At 38.6% G+C, this 22,978-nt stretch carries 16 protein-coding genes, 1 other RNA gene and 1 pseudogene; 3 read left to right on the forward strand and 15 right to left on the reverse strand.

Annotation, left to right across the window (positions count from 1 at the left end; translation table 11 throughout):
* Positions 1-3: 3 nt before the first annotated feature.
* Positions 4-186, reverse strand: a complete 183-nt coding sequence (locus ADM90_RS11020; protein WP_053995071.1) for a hypothetical protein — start codon at positions 184-186, stop codon at positions 4-6.
* Entirely contained in the window at positions 187-4,353 is a 4,167-nt protein-coding gene (locus ADM90_RS11025) for a DUF4145 domain-containing protein (protein WP_053995072.1), read from the reverse strand.
* A gap of 244 nt (positions 4,354-4,597) precedes the next feature.
* Between ADM90_RS11025 and ADM90_RS25550 the strand changes: the two are divergent.
* Positions 4,598-5,761, forward strand: a pseudogene (locus ADM90_RS25550) (IS3 family transposase).
* Between the two features lie 280 nt (positions 5,762-6,041).
* Here the strand turns inward: ADM90_RS25550 and ADM90_RS24695 are convergent.
* From ADM90_RS24695 to secG, 7 genes are all read right to left on the reverse strand, one after another.
* Positions 6,042-6,191, reverse strand: a complete 150-nt coding sequence (locus ADM90_RS24695) for a hypothetical protein (RefSeq protein WP_053995074.1) — start codon at positions 6,189-6,191, stop codon at positions 6,042-6,044.
* A gap of 232 nt (positions 6,192-6,423) precedes the next feature.
* Positions 6,424-6,779, reverse strand: a transfer-messenger RNA (tmRNA) gene (gene ssrA / locus ADM90_RS23815).
* Between the two features lie 369 nt (positions 6,780-7,148).
* Positions 7,149-7,283, reverse strand: coding sequence for a hypothetical protein (locus tag ADM90_RS25335; protein ID WP_268766626.1), 135 nt, complete (start codon positions 7,281-7,283; stop codon positions 7,149-7,151).
* Positions 7,284-7,344: 61 nt separating this feature from the next.
* The gene (smpB, locus tag ADM90_RS11045; protein WP_053995075.1) at positions 7,345-7,812 is read right to left on the reverse strand and encodes an SsrA-binding protein SmpB; all 468 of its coding nucleotides are present in this window, start codon (positions 7,810-7,812) and stop codon (positions 7,345-7,347) included.
* Between the two features lie 61 nt (positions 7,813-7,873).
* Positions 7,874-10,312, reverse strand: a complete 2,439-nt coding sequence (rnr, locus tag ADM90_RS11050) for a ribonuclease R (protein ID WP_053995076.1) — start codon at positions 10,310-10,312, stop codon at positions 7,874-7,876.
* Positions 10,313-10,345: 33 nt separating this feature from the next.
* Complete coding sequence (locus ADM90_RS11055) at positions 10,346-11,092, reverse strand: alpha/beta hydrolase (protein WP_053995077.1); 747 nt, start codon at positions 11,090-11,092, stop codon at positions 10,346-10,348.
* A gap of 172 nt (positions 11,093-11,264) precedes the next feature.
* Complete coding sequence (gene secG / locus ADM90_RS11060) at positions 11,265-11,492, reverse strand: preprotein translocase subunit SecG (RefSeq protein ID WP_053995078.1); 228 nt, start codon at positions 11,490-11,492, stop codon at positions 11,265-11,267.
* A 208-nt stretch (positions 11,493-11,700) separates the two neighbouring features.
* Between secG and ADM90_RS11065 the strand changes: the two genes are divergently transcribed.
* Complete coding sequence (locus ADM90_RS11065) at positions 11,701-12,951, forward strand: DUF5050 domain-containing protein (RefSeq protein WP_053995079.1); 1,251 nt, start codon at positions 11,701-11,703, stop codon at positions 12,949-12,951.
* 307 nt (positions 12,952-13,258) lie between these two features.
* On the opposite strand, the gene ADM90_RS11070 is transcribed toward ADM90_RS11065, so the two are convergent.
* Entirely contained in the window at positions 13,259-14,497 is a 1,239-nt protein-coding gene (locus ADM90_RS11070) for an IS110 family RNA-guided transposase (protein ID WP_053995080.1), read from the reverse strand.
* Positions 14,498-15,118: 621 nt separating this feature from the next.
* Between ADM90_RS11070 and ADM90_RS11075 the strand changes: the two genes are divergently transcribed.
* Positions 15,119-16,801 (forward strand): alkaline phosphatase, encoded by a 1,683-nt coding sequence (locus tag ADM90_RS11075; protein WP_053995081.1) that lies wholly within the window; start codon positions 15,119-15,121, stop codon positions 16,799-16,801.
* Between the two features lie 214 nt (positions 16,802-17,015).
* On the opposite strand, the gene ADM90_RS11080 is transcribed toward ADM90_RS11075, so the two are convergent.
* The 5 genes from ADM90_RS11080 to ADM90_RS11100 all read right to left on the reverse strand — a co-directional run bounded on the left by ADM90_RS11080 (position 17,016) and on the right by ADM90_RS11100 (position 22,756).
* Complete coding sequence (locus tag ADM90_RS11080) at positions 17,016-17,837, reverse strand: methyl-accepting chemotaxis protein (protein WP_053995082.1); 822 nt, start codon at positions 17,835-17,837, stop codon at positions 17,016-17,018.
* 115 nt (positions 17,838-17,952) lie between these two features.
* A complete protein-coding gene (eno, locus tag ADM90_RS11085) occupies positions 17,953-19,245 on the reverse strand; it encodes a phosphopyruvate hydratase (protein ID WP_053995083.1) in 1,293 nt (430 codons plus the stop codon).
* 2 nt (positions 19,246-19,247) lie between these two features.
* On the reverse strand, positions 19,248-20,789 hold the full coding sequence (gene gpmI / locus ADM90_RS11090; protein WP_053995084.1) for a 2,3-bisphosphoglycerate-independent phosphoglycerate mutase: 1,542 nt from the start codon (positions 20,787-20,789) through the stop codon (positions 19,248-19,250).
* The gene (gene tpiA, locus ADM90_RS11095; protein WP_053995085.1) at positions 20,782-21,543 is read right to left on the reverse strand and encodes a triose-phosphate isomerase; all 762 of its coding nucleotides are present in this window, start codon (positions 21,541-21,543) and stop codon (positions 20,782-20,784) included. The genes gpmI and tpiA overlap by 8 nt, the downstream gene beginning before the upstream one ends.
* A gap of 28 nt (positions 21,544-21,571) precedes the next feature.
* Positions 21,572-22,756: a phosphoglycerate kinase gene (locus ADM90_RS11100; RefSeq protein WP_053995086.1), complete on the reverse strand. Its 1,185-nt coding sequence runs from the start codon at positions 22,754-22,756 to the stop codon at positions 21,572-21,574.
* Positions 22,757-22,978: the final 222 nt, after the last annotated feature.

Raw genomic sequence — 22,978 nt, forward strand, 5'->3', positions numbered from 1 at the left:
CTTTTATCCCCCTATCTGACTGAGTTTATTGTCAAGAACTCGTTCAATTTTTTTAGCATGTGCCTCTACTGATAGGGTTTTCTTTTTGTCTACTTGTTTGACTGTTTCCAATATCAGATCATTGACTAACGGATCTTCTTCCTCCAATAAAGAGGATAGCTTGGCAATTAGTAAATTATCTCCCATCTATACTTCCTCCAATAATTTTGTATGAATCATTTCATCTCCTATAATTTCAAAGCGTGCCTGACCTTTCTCTATGGCTTGCTCAATCGAGTTTAACAGCATACCTGATTTAGAGTATCTAATTTTCATTAAATACTCTCTCAATTGTTGAACCTTCACTGCCCCTTTAAAAGAATTGATTAAAATATATTCAATCAAATCTACCTCCGATTGAATATTGCCCTCCTTCAATGTAAATATTTCTTTATAGGAGCCAAAAATATGAAAGGCCTCTGCCTTTTTCAATACATCACCCAATAGTTCCTTACTCCAGCTTATATGATTATCTAATACCGGTAATTTATCCACCTTATACAATTCTGGTAATAAGATATAGGAGCGTTCTTTTTCTACTATCATTTCATTCATTAATTGAGACATCGTACAAACAATTTCATTTACACCATCCTCTGTTAATCCAACAATATCTCGATGGATGTATTCCCCATATTGACCTTTCGCATAGTAAAGAATATCGTTTGAGCGCACTAAAGCAATATCCAACATTCGAGTATTTTGCTGCACACCAAATACATCCTCTAACCACTCTTCTACCTCTTCACGTGCAACAATATCTTCCTGCTCTTTTAAATAGCTGCTGACAAACTGTTCAGCCGTTAATTCGTCGGGATGGACTCCCTCATCATTTATGTAGGGGAATTTTGAAAATTGCAATTGCTCGATTCCAATTCGCCTCAATACATAGTAAAATACTTGTCTTGTTTCAATTCCAACACTTCGTATTAATAATTTAAATTTTTCATAAGCACTATGAATTGTTATGATCTTTTGTTCGGACATTTGTGATTTCAAATAAGCTATAGGTTTTTCTAGCTGTTCTTTTGTTATATGCTCATAATTAGAAATAATCGTATAATATCCATATTTAAACTGTATAATATTTGAATTGGAACTTAAATTGTAATCGAGAGTGAATTTTCTCCAGCCTCTCCCACGAATAAATAGATCTTCTAATTCTTCATAGGAAACAGCACGGCCTTTTTCTTCGATAAATTGAATAATCCACTCTGCATTTGATTGTCTTTCATCGCCCTCTTTTAATACATTCGGGAACTTAGGCAATATAATACCTTCATTTGCATAGAGACGTAAAAGAGTATACAATGCATATTCATTAGGAACATTCTGTGCTTGAGCTTCTTTCTTGACTGACTCATATAATTTCAATATATGAATAAAGTCTTCATTTTCTAATAATTTGCTTGCTAGCTCATTCACCAATCTCAACCATGCCAGATCAACTGTGACAAATTTATGATGAATATAAACGCCTCTACCCCATAGTAATAATTTGTCTTGAATGCCCTCTCGTAAACAAACAGAGTTAAAGGAACGCTCTCCATGAAAGCTACCAGGCATTAAATCATTCGCTCGTTCGATGAGCATTCCCTCTTCTTTATAAATTTCAACTCCTTCAGGGAATTGTAAAAATACCATCTCCACTATATCGATTTTCTTCAAGCCGCTTAATACCGCTTGATCTTCTGAAAGCCAAGTGACAAATGTATTAGCTATCATCCAAACTGCTTCATACGGCAGTGATTCTTCTTCTGCATGCTCCATACAATACGCTGTTAAAGCATCATGAGATATAAGCTGTAAAGCAAAATGTTCTTTGATATCCTGTTTAAATTGCGCTAAATATTCATCAAATTGATCCTGGGTCCATGTAGTAAGAAGTAGGTGATTAAATCGCCTTTCTTCCCTTATGCCTACTTGGCCTAAAGCTTGTAAAATAACAAAATCAGTCTCCTCTGTCATTTGGTGAAACCAAACATTCATTATAAAAGTTTTTTTCGCTATTTTCTCTTGAATAAAATGACGTATCCAATCAAGTGAACTGACAACTATTTCATCACCTTTTAGCAATATTTGTCTTACTCTTTCCCTTGTGATACCAGCAGATTGCCCCAATTCTTCCAATGTTAAATGTTTCCCTGAAGCAAATGTTTGATATTTTTTTTGCATAAAAGCCTGATATCGATTAGATAAACGATTTTGTTCAGCATCTAAATACCATTTTTTGAAAAGATTAATTTCGTGATGAAACCTTTCATGATCTGGTAGTTGTTTAATTTCAAGTAATGCTCTTTGCTTATCTATATATGTTTGCAACGCGTGGAAAAATTTACTTACCTTCAATCTCCCTATTTTTTTAATTGAGAGTAATTCGCTAAAATCGTTTGGTAAATCAGCAATTCTATTTATATTTCCTTCACGCTGCAGTTGTTCTATTGTTCCTTGATATTCTGGAAAATCGGCTACTGTTAGAGGATATGAGAAAAATACTTCTTCTATTTCAAAAGATTCTTGTTCAAAACGAACTACCTTCTCTGGTCCTTCTTTTACTTCTTCCACATCATCTTGTACTATACTGTCCGCATAACGACCTAGTTGATCCCAAAATTTCCTGACTGCTTTTGGACCAACACCATCTAATTTCATATGAATACCATCAAGTGGCTCTATAAAATCAGCCAATGTTTGAATACCATTTTGAGCTAACTCCTCAATCAATTTATTACAACCATTAATACCAATACTGTTTAATAAAAGATCCTTGTACTTTTCATGAATAAATAGCTGCTCCTTAAAATATTGCAGTCTATAAACTCTTTTTTCAGTATGTTGTGATTCATCAGTGCTTTGTAATATTAGTTCCTCTGACCATTCTTTTTGTAAGCCTTGTAAAAATTGGTCCAAGTCATCTTTTAGATGAAGTCTTAATGATGACAGCATAAAGTTTTGTAAATCTTTCAATTCTTTTACACCATATTGTTTTAATTGATTGGCAGGTATACTCGTTGTTACGTTGCTGATTGAAATATGTTGTGCTTGTGGATTTATGTTTAATATTCCATCATTTTCTTCATTAATCTTTGGTTGAAATTGTTGTAATGCCCCTGTAAAACGAAAGCCCAGCCAATACAAATCTGGCATTAATAAATAAAAATCTTCTTTGGATTGTTTATAGTATTCTCTTAAAAGCTCTACTGTTATTTCATTGAATTCTGTCACTTGCATAGCAGCTGATAGCTTTCCAAAATGAGGTGATACCCATTCCCTAAATAATTGAGATTTAAGATGCACTGGCATTTTTATTTGCTCTTTTACACTCCAAAAATCATCTGGTATTATATCTAGTGTAGCCATTGGTTGAGAGATATTATCATCAGATTGAGTAAGAATCGCTTCTACCTCATCTTGTGTTTGAGCCTCATCGATCTCCTGTATTGGTGTTTGTAAATTTCCTTGTCCCTCTACCGTCGCCTCGGCACTACCAATGAACGATTTGTTTAATAGAAACCAAGCTGGTTTATTTTTTGTCACACGTCCACCTTTTTTAGAAAAACGGAAATAAATCTTGTGTTTTTTCAATTCTAATAAAAATTTGTTAATCTCCCAGCCGCCAATAACCCATAATGCACCACCTTTATCTCGTTTATCAATATAAGATAAGTTATGCTCCTCTAAATACTGAATTAACGGATACTCTGTTTTGGTCACACTTACGCCTACTGTCGTTTTTTTAGATGGCTCCATTTGTTTGGCTTTTTCTTGTTTTAAATAGGCTAACTCTCTTTGTACTTCTGCCCACATCTCATCTACTTGTTGTAATTTATTTTCGATTATTGGCTTGACCATTTCTTCTATTTTCTCTGAATTTAGTGCATCATTTCCTTTGCTTTTTTCAGGTTCTTTATAGAGTGGTGCTTCAAAATCATGATTCACAAAAATTTGCATGTACCAAACACTAATATCATAAATAAATCGATGTGCTTGTAATACATCCTGTATATGCACTTCCTTGAATTCATGAGCTGCTTTATTACCCTTTTTTCGTATCCATTCCAACTTTACATAGATTGCTTCTTCGATAGCATTGGTGCGATATAATTTATGTATTCTCTCAGAATGTTTTAATGGATAAATAGTCTCTATTCCTTCCATATCACTAATCATTTTCACTAATTGCTCTGTATATAGACGCGCCTGCATTAGGCTTGCCTGTGGCTGATCATATAGTGTGTCTTCAATTTGCTTAGCTAGTTCCAGCATTTTAGGTGTTATATTTTTGACAAAATCCAATAAAAAATTATGCCCCATTTTTAATTATCCCCCACCATCTAATGATTTCATTTTCGCATGTCTTCTTTTCCAATTACTTTATTAAATTATATCTTTTCTTTTTAGGAAAATAAAAGAAAAATTAGCAGAAGAATGGACCAAAAAGAGCTAGCTATTATTAAATGGTTATGGACTAACCTAATTTCATAAGACAACATAAAACACCTCTGAAATGGGTATGTATAAACATGTACATATTCAATCATTCTGGAGGTGTTTTTCTATGACAAGGAGTAGTTATTCTTCTGATGTAAAGTGGGCCGTTGTGAAAGAAAAATTAGCAGGTAAATTAACGACGAAAGAGATTATGGAGAAATACGGGATTAAAAATAAATCGCAAGTGGAAACATGGATGCGTTGGTACAAAAATAAGGAGCTTTATCGCTTTGATCAACCAGTAGGCAAGCAGTATACGTATGGGCATGGACCCGAAGGAAAAAGTGAACAAGAAATGAAGGATCGTAAAATGATGCATCTTGAAATGGAGAATGAGATTTTAAAAAAGTTTATGGAAATCGCAAAGGAGTTGAACGGAAAGTAATCTTACAAACCGTGGCGAAGTTACGTAAGAAATATACAGTCACACTCATTTTAGAGGTGTTAGATATCCCACGTGCAACATATTATCGTTGGACGAAAGAAGGCGTTGATGAACATTCTCCCATTGAAACGGCCATTATTACGCTTTGTGAGAAAACGAAGTATCGTTATGGACACCGTAAAATTAAGCATTTATTACACAAAGAATATGGCTATCAGTTGAACCGTAATACCGTTCAAAAATGGATGCAAAAGCACAACCTCCAATGTCGGGTGAAAAAGAAACGTCGATTTAAAGCGGATCAGGGACCCGAAATAATCGCCCCTAACTTATTAGCTCGCTCTTTTACAGCTACGGCGCCCAATGAAAAGTGGGTAACAGATATTACGTACATTCAGTATGGATCAACAACCATGTATTTAGCGACGGTTTTGGACCTATATAATAACGAGATTGTTGCATACAAACTTTATGACCATCAACAGACACCTCTTGGTAATGGATGTATTAAAGGCGGCTTTAGAAGCTAGAAATGATCCCAAAGGAGTGATTGTGCATTCGGACCAAGGGAGTGTTTATACATCTTACGCATATCAAAATTTATTGGAGGAGATGAAGTGTCGCCCTAGCATGTCACGTCGAGGAAACTGTTGGGATAATGCGGTGATTGAATCGTTCCATTCCAATATAAAAACAGAGGAATTTCAACGAGTGAAACATCATTCGTTAACAAATGAGGAAACTAGATTACGTGTAATTAAATATATGAAAGAATATAATGAGGAGCGAATACAAGAAAAATTAGGCTATTTAACTCCCCTTGAATTTGGAAAGCAAGCAGCCTAATTAGGTGTTTTATGTGTGTCTCAAATGACTAGGTCAGTTCATACCAAATCTTTTATTTGTTTTTCCAATGAAGATGTCTTCCGATGACAACATATGAACGGAGTATGAGCAAAAAAAGATATTAGGGCGGTACAAGAGATGTCAAAATCAATTAATGAGGAATGGATATCTAATGACAAGTTTTCTGTCACCGAATCTGCAATTTGAAAATAATCAATTCTACCGTCAATATCAAAGAAAAACATAGGGAGATTTTTGTCTTCCTATGTTTTCATTCAAATTATTGTTCTGTTTGTTCTTGCTTCTTTTTCAAATACTCCACACGTATTTTCTCAAGTTGCTGCTTTTTATCAAATTTGGCTGGCTTGTGTTTTTCTTGATACTTTGCCACAGCCACCTTACCTTTAGTATCCAATTGATATTTCCCCACTTTGGTTCACCTACTTTTCCTGCCTTTAAAGAAATCTATTCAACAAATATAGTATACCTTATTTTGTTGATGTAAACCTTTTTCCTATATTGGTGTACTGCTTAACCTTAATTTCAGTAAAAGTTTAGTAAATAATTCATAGCCAAATGTATTTAAAGTATCTGTATCCGCACTCATTTTAGATGCTGGTACCTTTATCCTTATTTAGCGCTACAATATTGCTCATCTTTATGTATGGAGACGGCGGGAGTCGAACCCGCGTCCAAAGACTCCAATACTTCAGCTTCTACGCGTGTAGTTTGCCTATTTACGATTCACGTAACATTATGCCGACAAACAGGCGTCCTGTACGCTAACCTGAAAATCTCTTGCCGATGACTCAGGTGGCACCATCGACCGTATCCCACTAAAGTTGGGCCCCACGTTCTCTACATGGGCGATAGAGAGGCAGAGCGCTTAAGAGCTTACGCTGCGAAAGCTAAGTTTTGTTGTTTGCCAGTTATTATATAACTGTCGTTGATGACGGAGCCGAGCCCTCCGACGCGCGACTAAAGCTTGAACCATCCCTGTCGAATCCGTAACGTCCCCTTGAACATGAACTAAAGCAGATTAGCCTCGTTCAAACAAAGAGCTAGAATTGCTTCTAGTACGGTGGGAGCTTAAAAGTACGCTTCCATGAAATCTGGCAATCAGTAATACCTATTATAAAACAAAACGGATGATAGTTCAAGTTTCCTGCCAACTTAGAAAAAATTGGCTTGAATATTACAAACTATCTACCAGTGTGTTTTTTCTATTCTTCACTTTTGCTGTTCTATCCACTACCCTGGCTTTGCTTCTCTATACTCAAAGCAAAAATTCCACTACCAAAACGGCAGCTTCCTATATCATCATTTAGTTTTTCCTATCCATCACTTTCTCCATTCTATCCACTCCCCTTGTTCTGCTTCCCTATACTCAAAGCAAAGAGCCTACTACCCAAAAACGGCAGCTTCCTATATCATCAATAGTTTTCCTATCCATCACTCTCGCTGTTCTATCCGTCACTTTATCCATTCCATCCGCCTGACCCGGCACACCACACGCCTTCATCCGCTTCCCACCAAAAGCAAAAAGCTCACCGTGATCCAGCAGTGAGCTTTCTTTCAATCTATTAAAATTGATTTTTTGCTTTGAAGGCACGTTCCATTTCGCGTTTTGCTTCTTTTTTACGCATGTCATCGCGTTTATCATAGTCTTTTTTCCCTTTACCTACGCCGATTAGGAGCTTGGCGTAGCCGTCCTTGATGTACATTTTTAATGGGACGATTGTGTAGCCGTCACGTTTTACGGCTCCGACTAGCTCGCCGATTTGCTTCTTGTGGAGCAGCAGCTTGCGCGCGCGTAGTGGATCGTGGTTGAAGCGATTGCCTTGATCGAATGGGCTAACGTGCATATTGCTAATCCATGCTTCGCCATTACGGATGCGGACAAAGGAGTCTTTCAGCTGGACCTTGCCTGCACGGATGGATTTGATTTCTGTGCCTGTTAGTACCATGCCTGCTTCAATTGTCTCTTCGATGAAGTAGTCATGGCCTGCTTTTTTGTTTTGTGCTAATACTTTACCCGTACCTTTTGCCATATCTTTCACCCTCTACTTAAAAGGTCGAAAGCACCCGTTGACGGGCTGCTTTCGCTTATGCTTATTTACGCTTTGTTTTTTTCTTTTTGCCTTTTTTTGCAATGCCCTCATAGAACTTTTGCTTTTGTTTTACGCGTTTTTTAGGACCTGGGCTTGAGTCGTCTTTGCGACGTCCACGTGGGTCGCGATCATTTTCACCGCGCTTGGAGCCACGACTACCTCTGTCTTCCTCTTGACGACTGCCTCTACGTCCGCCTCTTTCCTCATCACTGCGTGTGCTTCGGCGACTGCGGCCACCTTTGTTATCGCTGTAATTTTTACGTGCATGAATAACAGTAGGTGTTGCTTTGCGTGTTCGTCCATATGAAGTTACCATTCCCACGATTTCAAAGTCAATGGATGACTCCTCAATAATGACATTAGCCACGCGGACTTTCACTTCATCACCAATACGGAATTGACGATTCGTGCGCTCTCCGATCATAATCATTTGACGATCATCAAAACGGTAGTAATCATCTGTCATATTGCTAATATGGACAAGTCCTTCGATTGTGTTTGGTAGCTCCACGAAAATACCAAAGTTTGTAATGGATGAAACAATTCCTTCGAATTCTTCGCCAATTTTGTCCGACATATATTGTGCTTTTTTCAGTGCGTCTGTATCACGTTCAGCATCCACAGCACGACGTTCACGCTCGGATGTGTGGTCAGCAATTTCATCCATCGCCATACTCCACTGTGCAATTGTTTCTCTCGACGTATCCTTGTTGATTAAATACGTGCGAATTAAACGATGGACGATTAAGTCTGGATAACGACGAATTGGTGATGTGAAGTGTGTATAGAAATCCGTTGATAAACCAAAGTGTCCAAGACTTTCTGGATAATATTTTGCCTGTTGCATTGAGCGTAGTAGCATTGTTGAAATAACAGGCTCCTCTGGCATACCTTCAATCGCCTTTAATACATCCTGTAATGCCTTAGGATGAATGGTATTGCCTGTACCTTTAATTAAAATACCGAAATTCGTGACAAATTCAAAGAAGCGTTGTAGCTTTTCAGGCTTTGGATCTTCGTGAATACGATAGATGAACGGTACATTCATCCAGTGGAAGTGCTCTGCCACGGTTTCATTGGCAGCGAGCATAAAGTCTTCAATTAGCTTCTCAGCTACTGTACGTTCACGTAATTCAATATCTACTGGCCAGCCCTCTTCATTGACAATGACTTTGGATTCTTTAAAATCAAAATCAATTGCCCCTCGCATTTCACGTTTATGACGTAAAATATTGGACAGCTCTTTCATATTGTTAAACATAGGAACAAGTGACTCATAGCGTTCAAGTAATGCCTCATCCTGCTCCTCTAAAATTTTATAAACATCCTTATAGGTCATGCGCTCAGTCGTTTTAATGACACTTTGGAAAATTTCATGGGCAACCACATTTCCATTCGCATCAATAATCATTTCACAGGATAGTGTTAAACGATCAACCTGTGGATTTAATGAGCAAATACCATTCGATAAACGATGTGGAATCATTGGAATGACACGGTCTGTTAAATAAACACTTGTAGCACGGTCATAAGCTTCAATGTCAATGACAGAGCCCTGCGTTACATAATAACTAACATCTGCAATATGTACGCCAAGCTTATAAGTACCATCTCCATTTTTCGTTACGGTTACCGCATCATCCAAGTCCTTTGCATCTGCACCATCAATCGTTACAATTGTTTCATGTCGTAAATCACGGCGACCCACTAAATCGGCCTCGGTAATTTCATCTGGCACGCGCTGGGCAGCAGCAATGACCTCGTCTGGAAATTCAGGTGGAATGTCATGCTTATATAAGATTGATAAAATATCTACCCCAGGGTCATTTTTATGCCCTAAAATTTTTGTAATATAGCCTGTTGCCGATTTTAAATCCTCCGGCCATGTTGCAATCTCCACAACAACTTTGTGTCCGTCGACTGCGCCCAATGTATCACCCTTTGCAATAAAGATATCCATTGGTAGCTTTTTATCGTCTAAGACAACAAAGCCAAAGCCACGATTTGCCTGGAATGTACCGACAAAGCTTGTTTGACCACGCTCGACGACTTTCGTCACGGTTCCTTCTCGGCGATCACCAAATGATTCCTTTAGGACACGAATTAAAACTGTATCACCATTAATGGCACCATTTGTTTCATGCGGTGGAATAAATACATCATCCATGCCCTCGATATCGGGTGTGACAAAACCAAAGCCCTTCGCATGACCAATAAATTTGCCTCTTAGTAAATTCATACGCTCTGGTAGACCATAGCGATTGGAGCGAGAACGTACAACTAAGCCCTGCCCTTCCATGCGGACAAGCGTTTTTACAAGCTCCTTAAATTCTTCAGCGTCCTCAAATCCAAACTCTTCCTCAATTTCACCAACGGTTAATGGCTGGTAATCCTCTTGACTCAAAAAGTCGAGTATTCGACTTTGTAATGTATCTTTCATATATTTCCCTCCTTCATTTAAAAATCCTCTATATTATTGTGCCCAATTTAGGCTTTCTAAAAAGTGATAAATATCTTCATGTAATTGATCTTTTTCTTGATCTAATGTAATAACATGCTTGGAGTTTTCATACCACTTGATATGCTTTTCCAGTGACTCAGTTTGATTATATATAATATTTGCAGATTCTGGATCTATCACCTCATCATTTGTTGCTTGTACAACAAAAATAGGCGCATAAATCATATCAATTTCTTGACGTGTACGTGCAATAAATTCACGTAGCTCCTGCAATGATGGCATACTTTGTTCCATGATTAGCAAAATTTCTTCGTCAATTTGCGAATCCAACTTACCTTGGAATTTTTTATAGTCCTTGGCATATTTTAAAACGCCCTCGAACATTATGTCTGTTGTCCGCATTGTCATAGGAGCGCACATTGTGACAATCCCCTTTATTGGATGAGTCAATGCCACATTTAATGCCATCACACCGCCTAATGACAAACCAGCAACGGCAATTTCCTCATAGCCAGCATCCCGTAACTGTTGGTAGGCGGTTACAACATCCTGCCACCAATCTGCTGGTCCTGTTGTGATCAGTTCTTCGGGTTCCACACCGTGACCTTTATAGTGAGGTGCTAATGTAGTATACCCTTTTTTCTCTAAAAATCTACCAAGCATACGCACGTCTGCAGAACTACCTGTAAAGCCATGTAATAATAAAACGGCACGTGGCCCTGATTGAAAGAAAAATGGCTGTGATAGTGATTTTTTCATTGCAAATACTCCTTTATTCTCAAACATTCAACCTCTCTCTAGTATAGCCATTTTAACCATACTTGAGCAAATGGCACTTGGCTTTTCTTTTATAACAGAGAGAAAATTTTCCATTTGCGAATGATAAAAGAAAACGCCCAACCGATTTGGTTAGGCGATCTATTTTCAACTATTAGATTTTTGTAATAGCGATTGCTAAAATAAAGAATATGATAGCTAACACAATTGTTGCACGATGAAGGACTAAGTCCATACCACGTGCCTTTTGTTTTCCAAATAGTTGCTCAGCTCCACCCGAGATGGCACCTGATAAGCCTGCACTTTTACTTGATTGAAGTAAGACAACAACAATCAATGCTAATGATATGATTACTAATGAAACTAACAATACTGTATGCATACACTGCACCTCCCGAACTTTGAAACATCACAACAGACTATATTATAACAAAAAAAAATTGGCATGACAAACATAGCCTGAGGATTAGGAGAAAATTACCTACTTTACACACGACTATTTGTCGATTTCTGCTACTAATTGTGGATATAAACCATTCTATAATTGGATTATAATAGAAATACTGATAGTTATTTGGGGGATTTAAGCGATGAATAAAAAAATAATTGCTGTGCTTTTCCTATGCTGTATGGTTACGTCTCTGATAGGATGCTCAAAAGCACTCAATATACTCCTTGAGGAAGAAGATACTACCACAGCAACATTTACGGATGATACAGAAAATGAGGAGATAAAAAGGCCTGAGAGCAAAGCATTATCTACCGTTTTTTCACCCTCCGAGCTATTTTCCACCACATTATTTAAAGACGACCCAGCCTTACTACAGTTTACGAAGAAGGTAGAAAAGCAGGTGGCAAAATTTGAGCAACACTTTGAAGTTCCTTATACAGGAAAGCTTAGCTTTGACGATTTTGAAGTACAGCTCAATGACTTAAATAGTCTACTTACCTTTGTCAATCCTTATACGGCTGGCTATTTCCTTAACTATGAATGGACAGCTTGGGAAACCAATGATGGCTATTTAGTAGAGCTGTCCATTGATTATTTAACAGATGCTAAGAAGGAGCAACAAGTGGACCAATATGTGGAAGCTTTTGCTGAGCAGCATATAGCGACTGGCATGGCTGATTTTGATCGCGTTAAAGTCATTAATGATTATATTGTTCGGCTAGCTACCTATACAGAAGAAGGATCGACAGAGGGACAAACGGCTTTTGAATTGATAAATGAACAAACAGCGGTATGTCAGGCTTATGCATTGCTTGCTTATCGTCTATTACTAGCGGCTGATCTCAAAGCGAAATATATTTATGGCTATAGTGAGGATCAGCTACATGCTTGGAATTTAGTGAGTGTTGATGACAATTGGTATCATCTCGATACAACTTGGAATGATGTCGCCCCTGAGGAGCCCTATACCATTTCCTATGAATATTTTTTAGTGAATGATGAAAAACTCAGCCAAGATCATCTATGGGCGACTGAAAATTATTTTGCAGCTACTAGCAATGACTATGATTTTATGCATGATATTTGGTATGCAGATACAATTGAGGATGTTATCTATTACAATAGTATTGAAGATAGTATGATTTATAGTTACGATCTTATAAAAAAGCAGCGTACACAAATTTCCGAAACAGCCTGTTATTATTTAGCTGCTACTAATAATGCGATTTATTGTAGTGATTATGATAATGCAGGTTATTTAACAAAAATTAATGTTGAAGATGGCTCAGAGGAAATATTATACGAAGATGAGGTACTTAACTTATACATTCATGAGGGTATTTTATATTATGAAACACTAGACGGTTTAGAGCATCAGCAAAAGTTATAATATATCCAGAGAATCTGCGTGATTTCCTCCCAGATTCTATACCCCTTTTTATTTACAATATTACCATCCTTTATTAACAATGGTTTAACGGTAGCTTCACAATCCTCCTTTACACTTACAGATGAATTCACTTTAAGCCCAGTGGTGAAATGTCAACCATAAAAAACATCAAAATTGGAAATTCCTAAGTGCGAAAGCTTATTCATCGCCACTTTAAGGCGCACTCAAATAAACCTCACGTTTTCCAACTTAAAAAGTTAAAAAATGGAAGTTGCAAATTAACTAAAGAAAAGCGAGAAAGTGTTCGTTATTCTCTCCTTTCTTCTTTGGGCGTGTACAGCTGTTTCGTGCGTAGTAGCGAATGCACGAGCCGTACAAGTTTTCTAGCGGTTAAGACGAGAGCGCGTTTGTGTTGATGCTTGGTTACTTCTTGATATTTCTTTTGATAAAAGGCTTTATATTCGGTGTCATGTTTTCGTATGGCGTCTGAAGCTTGTACAAGATAATAGCGTAAATACTTATTGCCGGTTCGCATCCGACTGGTGTTTTCAGACTCATATTCACCTGATTGATGCTGTGTCCATACGAAACCTGCGTATTTCGCTAAAGCGTGGTGATCATCAAAACGATGGATATCGCCAATCTCTGCGATTAAGCCCGCTGCGTACACGGGACCGATGCCTTTTACTGATGTTAATGTTTGCGGAATACCTTTCATCATGCGTTCGATTTCTTTATCTAAACGCTTTACTTGGGTTTCCATGTGCTGAATCGTGCTCAGAATGACTGATAAAGAAAGATTGACGGGATCCGCCATCACTTTATCTAAACGATAGGAATTGCGAGCGAGCTGCTTGAGATATTTCGCCATCTCCTCTGGCGCCACAAAACGATTTTTGCCTTTCTCTTGTAGGAACTCTACGAGCTCCTCTAAAGGCATATCGGCAATGATACCTGGATCTAGTTCTTCTATCACCGCGACACTTGTCGCACCGAATGTATCGGAGAACGGATTATCTTGGCGTAAGCCACTAAATTTTAAGTACAGTTGATTTAACATGTATGTTTTATTACGGGCAATTTCATGGACTAAATGGAAGCGCGTGCGTGTTAATCGACGAAGTGCATCGTAAATTAAGGTTTCTTGCATTTCATGTGGCAATCGTCCAAAGCGTAGATGATCCGCAATAACCCAGGCGTCTATTTTGTCGTTTTTCGGTAACATATCATAGCCCTTCTTAAAACGGGAAACTTTACGTGCGTTGAGCATATAAATCGCTGTTTGAAGATGTGGTACTACTTTCTTACATTGTGCTTTTAAGTAATGGGCAAGGTGCCAACTATATTGATCCGTGGCTTCCATCCCAATTTTTAATTGATCTGTTTGATTTTTTTCCGCTGTTCGTATAATTTTTTGAATCAAGGTGTCCGCACCTTCTACATCATTTCGAACAGAAAAATCAGCGAGTGTGTGACCCTCTCCATGCATGAAATGGACATGATGGGAGCGCAAACTCACGTCAATACCGACTAGCATTTGTGACATGCCAATCACCTCCTAAAGGGGGAATTAATCAAGATACACGCAGACCTGGGTGCCCAGTCGAATCATCGATGTCTGCCTCGTGATGAGCAATCGCATGGAGAAGACCATAATTGAGCGCTACACTCTCTTCAATCATTGCGTCGCAGCCAGTGGTTAGACCTTCCATAATGAACGATGGGTAGCAGGCTTATGAAGCAGTACACATGCGTGTCCGCAAGGAGGAAAAGCTATTTCCTGCGAATACCTTGTCCGTTCCATTGTCTCATGGGCACAGTCTGAGTGAAATAAAAGTTGTCATAAAAAAGGACGAAGTACTGAAATGGAGCCTCCTCCATCCTTCGCCCTTGTGCTATAAAATTGGGTTAAAAAAGTGTATGACAAATAAACAGGCAAGCACCTGTGAGCAATACTTTAAGAAAAGATGATAAATAATGAAAATAGTGATTTCCTTTTGGCTCCCTCGGTCAAACCAGGGGCAAACAGGTAAAACATAAAACAGGAGTGAGGGAGCCAATTGGCGACCACTTCCTATAGGAAATCCAACAGATCCTCCAGCTGTCCGGATCAACTGGAAATTCTATCGGAAAGAGCTCTTACTACTAATATACGAGGAGGATAATTATGAACTACACAAAAAAATGGACTTCATTGTTTTTAGCAAGTGCAGTGACTTTATCTGCAGTTAGTATCCCACAACAAGAGGTGCAAGCTGCTGAAGGGGAAAAGCCAACAAATGTTATTATGCTTGTAATGGATGGCAGCAGTAATAATGCTGTAACCCTTTCTCGTTGGTATAAAGGCGAAGACTTAGCAATGGACGAAATTTTATCAGGTGCTGTGCGTACATACTCAGCAGAATCAGCAATTACAGACTCTGCGCCTGCCGCTACAGCATTAGCAACTGGTCATAAATCAAATGATAAATATATAGGTGTATTACCCTCTGTAGTGAATTCACCTGGATTGACGCAAATTGCACAAGAGGATGCTTTTAGACCTGTTGCAAATGTTTTAGAGGGAGCAAAGCAGCAAGGAAAAGCAACAGGCTTAATTGCTACCTCTGAAATTCAACATGCAACACCAGCAGGTTTTTCAGCACATGCTACAAATAGAAGTCAATATGACGATATTGCTGAGCAACAAGTTTATCAAAATATCGATGTTGTTTTAGGTGGTGGCTTAGATTCATTAATACCTGGTGAGCTAAGTGATGAAACATCTGCCTTCAAATTAGGCTCAGTGAAAAATGCTCGTAAAGATGGTGAAAATTTGCTAAATGTTTTACAACAAAAGAACTATCATTTTGTCCAAACACGCGATGAATTATTAAATACAAACGCCTCTAAAATTTGGGGTAGCTTTGCACCAAGTGATCTAGCTTACGACTTTGACCGTACAACCACAAGGCCTTCTGAGCCCACATTAGCTGAAATGACAAATAAAGCAATTAATACACTGAAAAAGGATGAAGATGGCTTCTTCCTATTTGTTGAAGGCAGTAAGGTAGACTGGGCGGCACATGCCAGCGATACGATTGGTATGATTAGTGATATTTTATCGTTTGATGATGCTGTCAAGGAGGCAGTTGATTTTGCGAAGGAAGATGGCAACACCCTTGTTATTGCTGTAACAGACCATGGCAATAGCGGCATTACAATGGGGAATGCTAACACCACAAGCACTTACTCGAGCATCCCAGTTTCTTCCTATATTGATCCATTGAAAAAGGCATCTATGACAATTGAAGGTGCACTAAGCCAATTAAAAGAGGATCGTTCTAATTTAGTAGAAGTTGCAACACTTTATGGATTAGATGCATTAACGGAGGACGAGCTAGCTACATTGCAATCCGCTGAAAACCTAGGCAATGCAATGGTTAAAATGCTTGCAAATCGTGCTAATATTGGCTTTACAACAGGTGGACATACAGGTGATGATGTGTTCTTATATTCATTCGGACCTACTAAAGTAACAGGACTGGTAGAGAATACGGATTTAGCCCATGCTATGGCGCAATTTATGGGCTTTGACTTAAATACATTAACAAATGATTTATATGTACCAGCAACAAAGGCTTTAACAGAAAAAGGCTTTATAACAAAAATTGATTTAGCTGATAAGGAAAATCCAGTATTTGTGGCACAAAAAGCAGATATTACAGTCAAAATTCCTGTTAACAAAAATACAATGAGCTATGAGCAAGCTTCTACAAATACAGCAAAAACGCATATATTTGACACTATCAATGTCTATAATGGCACTGAATTTTATGTATCAAAAAAACTTTTACAAGCAATTAACTAAAACTATAGGCGTATCTGAAAGTCGCATTTCAGATACGCCTTTTTTGATCACTTGTCCCTTACTTTTGAGCGGAGTTCTTCTTTTTTTGATCACTTACTGTTCGTTTTGAGCGAAATTTCTCTTTTTTGATCACTTGCTCCTCGTTTTTGAGCGAAGTTTCTCTTTTTTGATCATTTGAATCCTTACCTTTGACCGAAGCCCACCCTTTTTTGATCTAGCGCAATATTCCTTTCACATAAAGTTCCACTTGTCCACTTATTTCACTTAATGTTTCGATGGCCTCGCTAAATTGTTGAACAAGCTCAGCCTGCTCATTGGAGGCTGATTCAATTTGCTCCATGCTTTCCATAAGTGCATGCACATTACTTGTAATGGTTTTAAGAGAGGCTTCGATTTGCTCTGTCGCTGTGGCTGTTTCATTTGAAAGCTTACGAACTTCCTGTGCGACAATATTAAATCCTGCACCATATTGCCCCGCACGTGCTGCTTCTATTGAGGCATTTAAGCCAAGTAAATTCGTTTGTCTCGAAATGGATTTAATAAAATCTGTAATCTCATTAGAGCGTGAAGAGTTTTCCAAGGCATGGCGAGATTTTTCAGTAATGGTTTCGCTTGTTGCGGATAATTCTTCTGAATGTGCCGCGATGGTATGTACTTTTAATTGCAGCCCTCGAATCGTAGTTTGGAGGTTGTCCATAAAGTTTTCTACTTTTTCCTGCGCATCGTTTGGAAAGAGCAAGCTTAAGACAGCAACAACTTTACCTTTTTCACGAATAGGATAAAGCTCTGTATGCATTGGAACACCAAAATACTCTTTTGGAATATCCCGTTTTAAAATTTCACCTTTCGTAACACTGCGAAAATCAGGTGTATCCTCAATAATCGTGCCGACCTGTAAATTCGTTTTCACTTTTGTTCCCTCTAACACAAAGAGAACCTTTCTTTCCTCCGCGCTATTGATGGTTAACGCTATTTCTTTGTTAAAAATCTCATGAAAAATCGGTAAAGTTTCCTTTAATGATTGAATAATGTCCATAGCCAATCTCCTTCCACTTTTTCTTCATTATACGCGAATAAATAAAGGGGACGTTACTATTTTCCAAATAAAAAATTGCCCCAAAGGCTTTGAGGCAATTTTCATCAATTATTTATTATCGAAGGTTATAGAACGATTGTAAACCCAGGTATTCTGCTGTTACACCAAGCTGATCTTCAATGCGAAGAAGTTGGTTGTATTTAGCTACGCGGTCTGTACGTGATGGCGCACCTGTTTTAATTTGTCCAGCATTTGTTGCAACTGCAATATCAGCAATTGTTGCATCCTCTGATTCACCAGAGCGGTGAGAGATAACTGCTGTATAGCCAGCACGTTTCGCCATTTCAATTGCTTCAAATGTTTCTGTTAATGTACCGATTTGGTTTACTTTGATTAGGATAGAGTTTCCTACACCTTGCTCAATACCTGCTGCTAATTTTTTTGTATTTGTTACAAATAGATCGTCCCCTACTAATTGTACGTGGCTACCGATACGCTCTGTTAGTAACTTGTGTCCAGCCCAGTCGTTTTCATCTAAGCCGTCCTCAATTGAAATGATTGGGTATTTATTTGTTAACTCTTCGTACCAATCAACCATTTCTTCAGAAGTTTTCACAACACCTTCACCATCTAAGTGGTATTTGCCATCTTCTTTATTGAAAAGTTCAGAGGATGCAACGTCCATTGCAAGCTTAACTTCTTCACCTGGTTTGTAGCCCGCTTTTTCAATCGCTTCTAGGATGACTGTAATCGCTTCTTCGTTAGAGCCAAGGTTTGGTGCGAAACCACCTTCATCACCAACTGCTGTATTATAGCCTTTTTCTTTTAAAACAGCTTTTAAGTTATGGAAAATTTCAGCACCGATGCGTAATGCATGACGGAAAGATTCAGCTCCAACAGGCATAACCATGAATTCTTGAATGTCTACATTGTTATCTGCATGAGCCCCACCATTTAAAATGTTCATCATTGGTACTGGTAATTGCTTAGAGTTAAACCCACCAAGATATTGATAAAGAGGTACATCTAAATAATCTGCTGCAGCATGTGCAACTGCCATGGATACACCTAGAATTGCGTTAGCACCTAGCTTGCCTTTATTTTCTGTGCCATCTAGCTCGATTAAAGCTTTATCAATGACAACCTGATCAAGGACTGAATAGTTACCTTCTAATTCTTGTGCAATCGTTGTGTTGACATTTTCAACTGCTTTTAATACACCTTTGCCTAGGTAACGGGCTTTGTCACCATCGCGTAATTCTACTGCCTCGTATTCACCTGTTGATGCACCTGATGGTACGATGGCACGGCCAAAAGCACCTGATTCTGTAAATACCTCAACCTCTACTGTTGGATTCCCACGTGAGTCTAAAACTTCGCGCGCATAAACTTGTGTAATAAATGGCATAATTAATTCTCCTCTTTTTCAATTAATGATTGTCCTGTCATTTCAGTAGGCTGTGACACCTCTAATAATTCTAACATGGTTGGCGCTAAATCGGCTAAAATACCACCATTTCTTAACATTATATTTGATTTTGTCACAATTACTGGAACAGGATTTGTTGTATGAGCTGTCATTGGCTCACCTGCTAAAGTTAACACTTCATCAGAGTTGCCATGGTCAGCTGTAATAATAGCTGCGCCACCTTTTGCAAGGAGTGCGTCTACTACTTTCCCTAAGCATTCATCTACTGTTTCAATGGCTTTAATGGTTGGCTCCAGCATTCCACTATGACCAACCATATCAGGGTTGGCAAAGTTAAGAATAATGCCATCAAATTTTTCAGCCGCAATTTCTGCAAGTAAGGCTTCTGTCACCTCATAGGCAGACATTTCAGGTTTTAAATCGTATGTCGCCACCTTTGGAGAAGCAATTAAAATACGTTCTTCACCAGGGAATTTTTCCTCACGTCCACCACTCATAAAGAATGTAACATGTGGATATTTTTCAGTTTCCGCAATCCGCAACTGTGTTTTCCCATTCGTCGCTAATACTTCACCAATTGTATTTTTCAAGTTGTCATTTTCATAAGCAACCTGTGCATTGACTTCATCACTATAATGTGTGAAGGATACAAATTTTAAATTCTTTGGATGCTTTGCAGATATTGCAAAACCATCGAATGCTTCATTTGTAAACACTTTTGATAGCTGAATCGCACGATCAGGACGGAAGTTAAAGAAAATCACTGCATCATGATCGCCAATTGTTGCTACTGGCTCACCATGCTCTTCAATGCTAAATGGGATGACAAATTCATCAGTTACTTCACGCTCATAGGATTCAGCTACACCACTTTTTGCACTGTCTGCTGTTTGTCCAACACCATCAACCAGTACATTATATGTGAGGGCTACACGATCCCAACGCTTATCACGATCCATTGCATAATAACGCCCATGGATAGACGCAAATTGACCAACGCCAATGTCAGCCATTTGTTTTTCGGTTTCCTCTATATAGCCGATAGCTGTTGTTGGTCCAACATCTCTGCCATCTAAGAAGCCATGTACAAAAACATCCTCTATACCCTGTTGCTTAGCAAGCCTTAACAATGCAAACATATGCTCATAATGACTATGAACACCACCGTCTGACAATAAGCCCAAAACATGTAGCTTTGACTGATGGGCTTTAACATGTGCTACTGCATCTAAAAAGGCTTGATTCGTAAAGAAATCTCCATCGCGAATGGATTTATTTAAGCGTGTTAAGCTTTGGTAAACAATACGTCCAGCACCGATGTTTAAGTGCCCCACCTCGGAATTTCCCATCTGTCCTTCAGGTAATCCAACGGCTTCTCCCGCTGCTGTTAATGTCGCATGAGGGAATTGGCTCCAATATCGATCGAAATTTGGCTTATTCGCCTGTGCTACTGCATTCCCGAATGTTTCATCTCGAAATGCAAAGCCGTCTAAAATAATTAATGCTACTGGCTTTTTAGGCATTTGCTGCCGCCTCCAATAATGTTAAATAAGATTCTGGCTGTAAGCTTGCTCCACCAACTAAAGCACCATCAATATGCTCTTTCGATAAAAGCTCCTGAATGTTATCAGGCTTCACACTACCGCCATATTGAATGCGCACAGCATTCGCAGTTTCAGCATTATATAGCTCCTCGATTACTGCTCGAATCGCTCCACATACTTGGTTTGCATCGTCTGCTGTAGCAGTTTTACCAGTACCAATCGCCCAAATCGGTTCATATGCAATGACCATATGCTCTACTTGCTGTGCTTCAAACCTAGCAAGTGCTGCTTTAATTTGACCAGCAACTTTTTGCTCTGTTGTGCCAGCTTCACGTTCCTCTAGCGTTTCACCACAGCAAATAATTGGTACAATATTATGTGCAAGTGCTGCTGCTACCTTTTTATTAATCGCTTCATCTGTTTCATTGTAGTATTCGCGACGTTCTGAGTGTCCTAAAATGACATAGTCAACCTCTACACTTGCTAGCTGGGCTGGGCTAATTTCACCAGTAAAGGCACCTTCATTTTCATAGTGCATTGTTTGTGCACCGATTGCTAGCTCTGACTCACTAGCAACTTGCACAAGTGTAGGTAGGTAAAGAGCTGGTGCGCAAACAACAGCATCTACTTTATCATTCGAAGGAAGCTTATCCTGTACTGCATCTACAAATTGAATAGCTTCTTCAAATGTTTTAAACATTTTCCAGTTACCTGCAATAATTGGTTTACGCATTGTTTTGCCTCCGAATTTTTTATTTGGCTTATTTATCGTTTAGTGCAATAATCCCTGGAAGCTCTTTACCTTCCATTAATTCTAGGGAAGCCCCGCCACCTGTAGAAATATGATCCATTTGATCGGCTACTGCAAATTTTTCAACAGCAGCGGCTGAATCGCCACCCCCAATTACTGTGTAGCCTGCTGTTGCTGCCATTGCATCAGCAACTGTTTTTGTGCCGTTTGCAAACTTATCTATTTCAAAGACACCCATTGGTCCATTCCAAATAATTAGCTTAGAGTTTTGAATAACATCTGCAAAGTGAGCAGCAGTTTTAGGTCCAATATCAAGTCCCATCCAATCAGCTGGAATAGCGTCTATATCGACAACTTGCGTTTCGGCATCTTGTGAAAATTCATTTGCTACAACCGCATCGATTGGCATATGTAGTTGTACGCCTTTTGCTTGTGCTTTATCAATAAAGGATTTTGCTAACTCAATTTTATCTTCCTCTAACAAAGATTTACCAATATCATAACCTTGTGCCTTGATGAATGTATACGATAAGCCACCACCAATAATTAAGTGATCTACTTTTTCTAAGAGGTTCTCAATAACACCGATTTTATCCTTTACTTTGGCTCCTCCAATAATTGCTGTAAATGGACGCTCAGGGTTTGACAATGCTTTGCCAAGTACATCTAACTCCTTTTGCATAAGGAAGCCTGAGACTGCTGGAATATGCTTAGCAATTCCTTCAGTAGAAGCATGTGCACGGTGAGCTGCACCGAAAGCATCGTTGACATAGATATCAGCTAGTTGTGCAAATTGCTGTGCTAATGCTGGATCATTTTTTTCCTCACCTGCATGGAAGCGCACGTTTTCAAGTAACACAATGTCACCATTTTGCATATTGGCAATCGCTTGCTCTACCTCTTGTCCAATTGATTCATCCAGCTTTGTCACAGGCTTACCGATTAACTCAGCTAAGCGGATACCAACGGCTGTTAAGCGCATACCCTCTTTTACTTCACCCTTTGGACGACCTAAGTGTGAGGCTAAAATCACTTTAGCACCTTGCTCTACTAAATACTCAATTGTAGGGATTGCTGCACGAATACGTGTTTCATCCGTAATAGTGCCGTCTGCCATCGGTACATTAAAATCTACACGCACAAAAACGCGTTGACCTTTTACATCAATATCTGTCATTGTCTTCTTATTTAACATGAAGAAACTCCCTTCAAAGCTTGTTAGTGTTTTATCAAGGTATTTTTTGGTACATTGTCAAAAAGTAACGTCAATCTCCAGCTTTTGATCATGAACCCTTATACTTGCTTTTATAGTAGCAAAAGTTACGATTGATGTCTTGTAATTACTAAAAAGGGAGTAAGGGTAAATTCCCTTACTCCCTTTACCCTTGTATATTATATCGATTAGATATTATAAAGG

The sequence above is a fragment of the Lysinibacillus macroides genome, from assembly GCF_001281525.1.
GTDB classification, from domain to species: Bacteria; Bacillota; Bacilli; order Bacillales_A; family Planococcaceae; genus Lysinibacillus; species Lysinibacillus macroides.

What these genes read in the sequence shown, in the direction of transcription:
- ADM90_RS11075 (WP_053995081.1), top strand. Translation starts at nt 15,119, where the DNA reads ATGAACTACACAAAAAAATGGACTTCATTGTTTTTAGCAAGTGCAGTG.
- smpB (WP_053995075.1), bottom strand. Translation starts at nt 7,812, where the DNA reads ATGGCAAAAGGTACGGGTAAAGTATTAGCACAAAACAAAAAAGCAGGC.
- ADM90_RS11025 (WP_053995072.1), bottom strand. Translation starts at nt 4,353, where the DNA reads ATGGGGCATAATTTTTTATTGGATTTTGTCAAAAATATAACACCTAAA.
- tpiA (WP_053995085.1), bottom strand. Translation starts at nt 21,543, where the DNA reads ATGCGTAAACCAATTATTGCAGGTAACTGGAAAATGTTTAAAACATTT.
- ADM90_RS11055 (WP_053995077.1), bottom strand. Translation starts at nt 11,092, where the DNA reads ATGAAAAAATCACTATCACAGCCATTTTTCTTTCAATCAGGGCCACGT.
- gpmI (WP_053995084.1), bottom strand. Translation starts at nt 20,789, where the DNA reads ATGCCTAAAAAGCCAGTAGCATTAATTATTTTAGACGGCTTTGCATTT.
- ADM90_RS11065 (WP_053995079.1), top strand. Translation starts at nt 11,701, where the DNA reads ATGAATAAAAAAATAATTGCTGTGCTTTTCCTATGCTGTATGGTTACG.
- ADM90_RS11070 (WP_053995080.1), bottom strand. Translation starts at nt 14,497, where the DNA reads ATGTCACAAATGCTAGTCGGTATTGACGTGAGTTTGCGCTCCCATCAT.
- secG (WP_053995078.1), bottom strand. Translation starts at nt 11,492, where the DNA reads ATGCATACAGTATTGTTAGTTTCATTAGTAATCATATCATTAGCATTG.
- ADM90_RS11020 (WP_053995071.1), bottom strand. Translation starts at nt 186, where the DNA reads ATGGGAGATAATTTACTAATTGCCAAGCTATCCTCTTTATTGGAGGAA.
- eno (WP_053995083.1), bottom strand. Translation starts at nt 19,245, where the DNA reads ATGCCATTTATTACACAAGTTTATGCGCGCGAAGTTTTAGACTCACGT.
- ADM90_RS11100 (WP_053995086.1), bottom strand. Translation starts at nt 22,756, where the DNA reads ATGTTAAATAAGAAGACAATGACAGATATTGATGTAAAAGGTCAACGC.
- ADM90_RS11080 (WP_053995082.1), bottom strand. Translation starts at nt 17,837, where the DNA reads ATGGACATTATTCAATCATTAAAGGAAACTTTACCGATTTTTCATGAG.
- rnr (WP_053995076.1), bottom strand. Translation starts at nt 10,312, where the DNA reads ATGAAAGATACATTACAAAGTCGAATACTCGACTTTTTGAGTCAAGAG.
- ADM90_RS25335 (WP_268766626.1), bottom strand. Translation starts at nt 7,283, where the DNA reads ATGAAGGCGTGTGGTGTGCCGGGTCAGGCGGATGGAATGGATAAAGTG.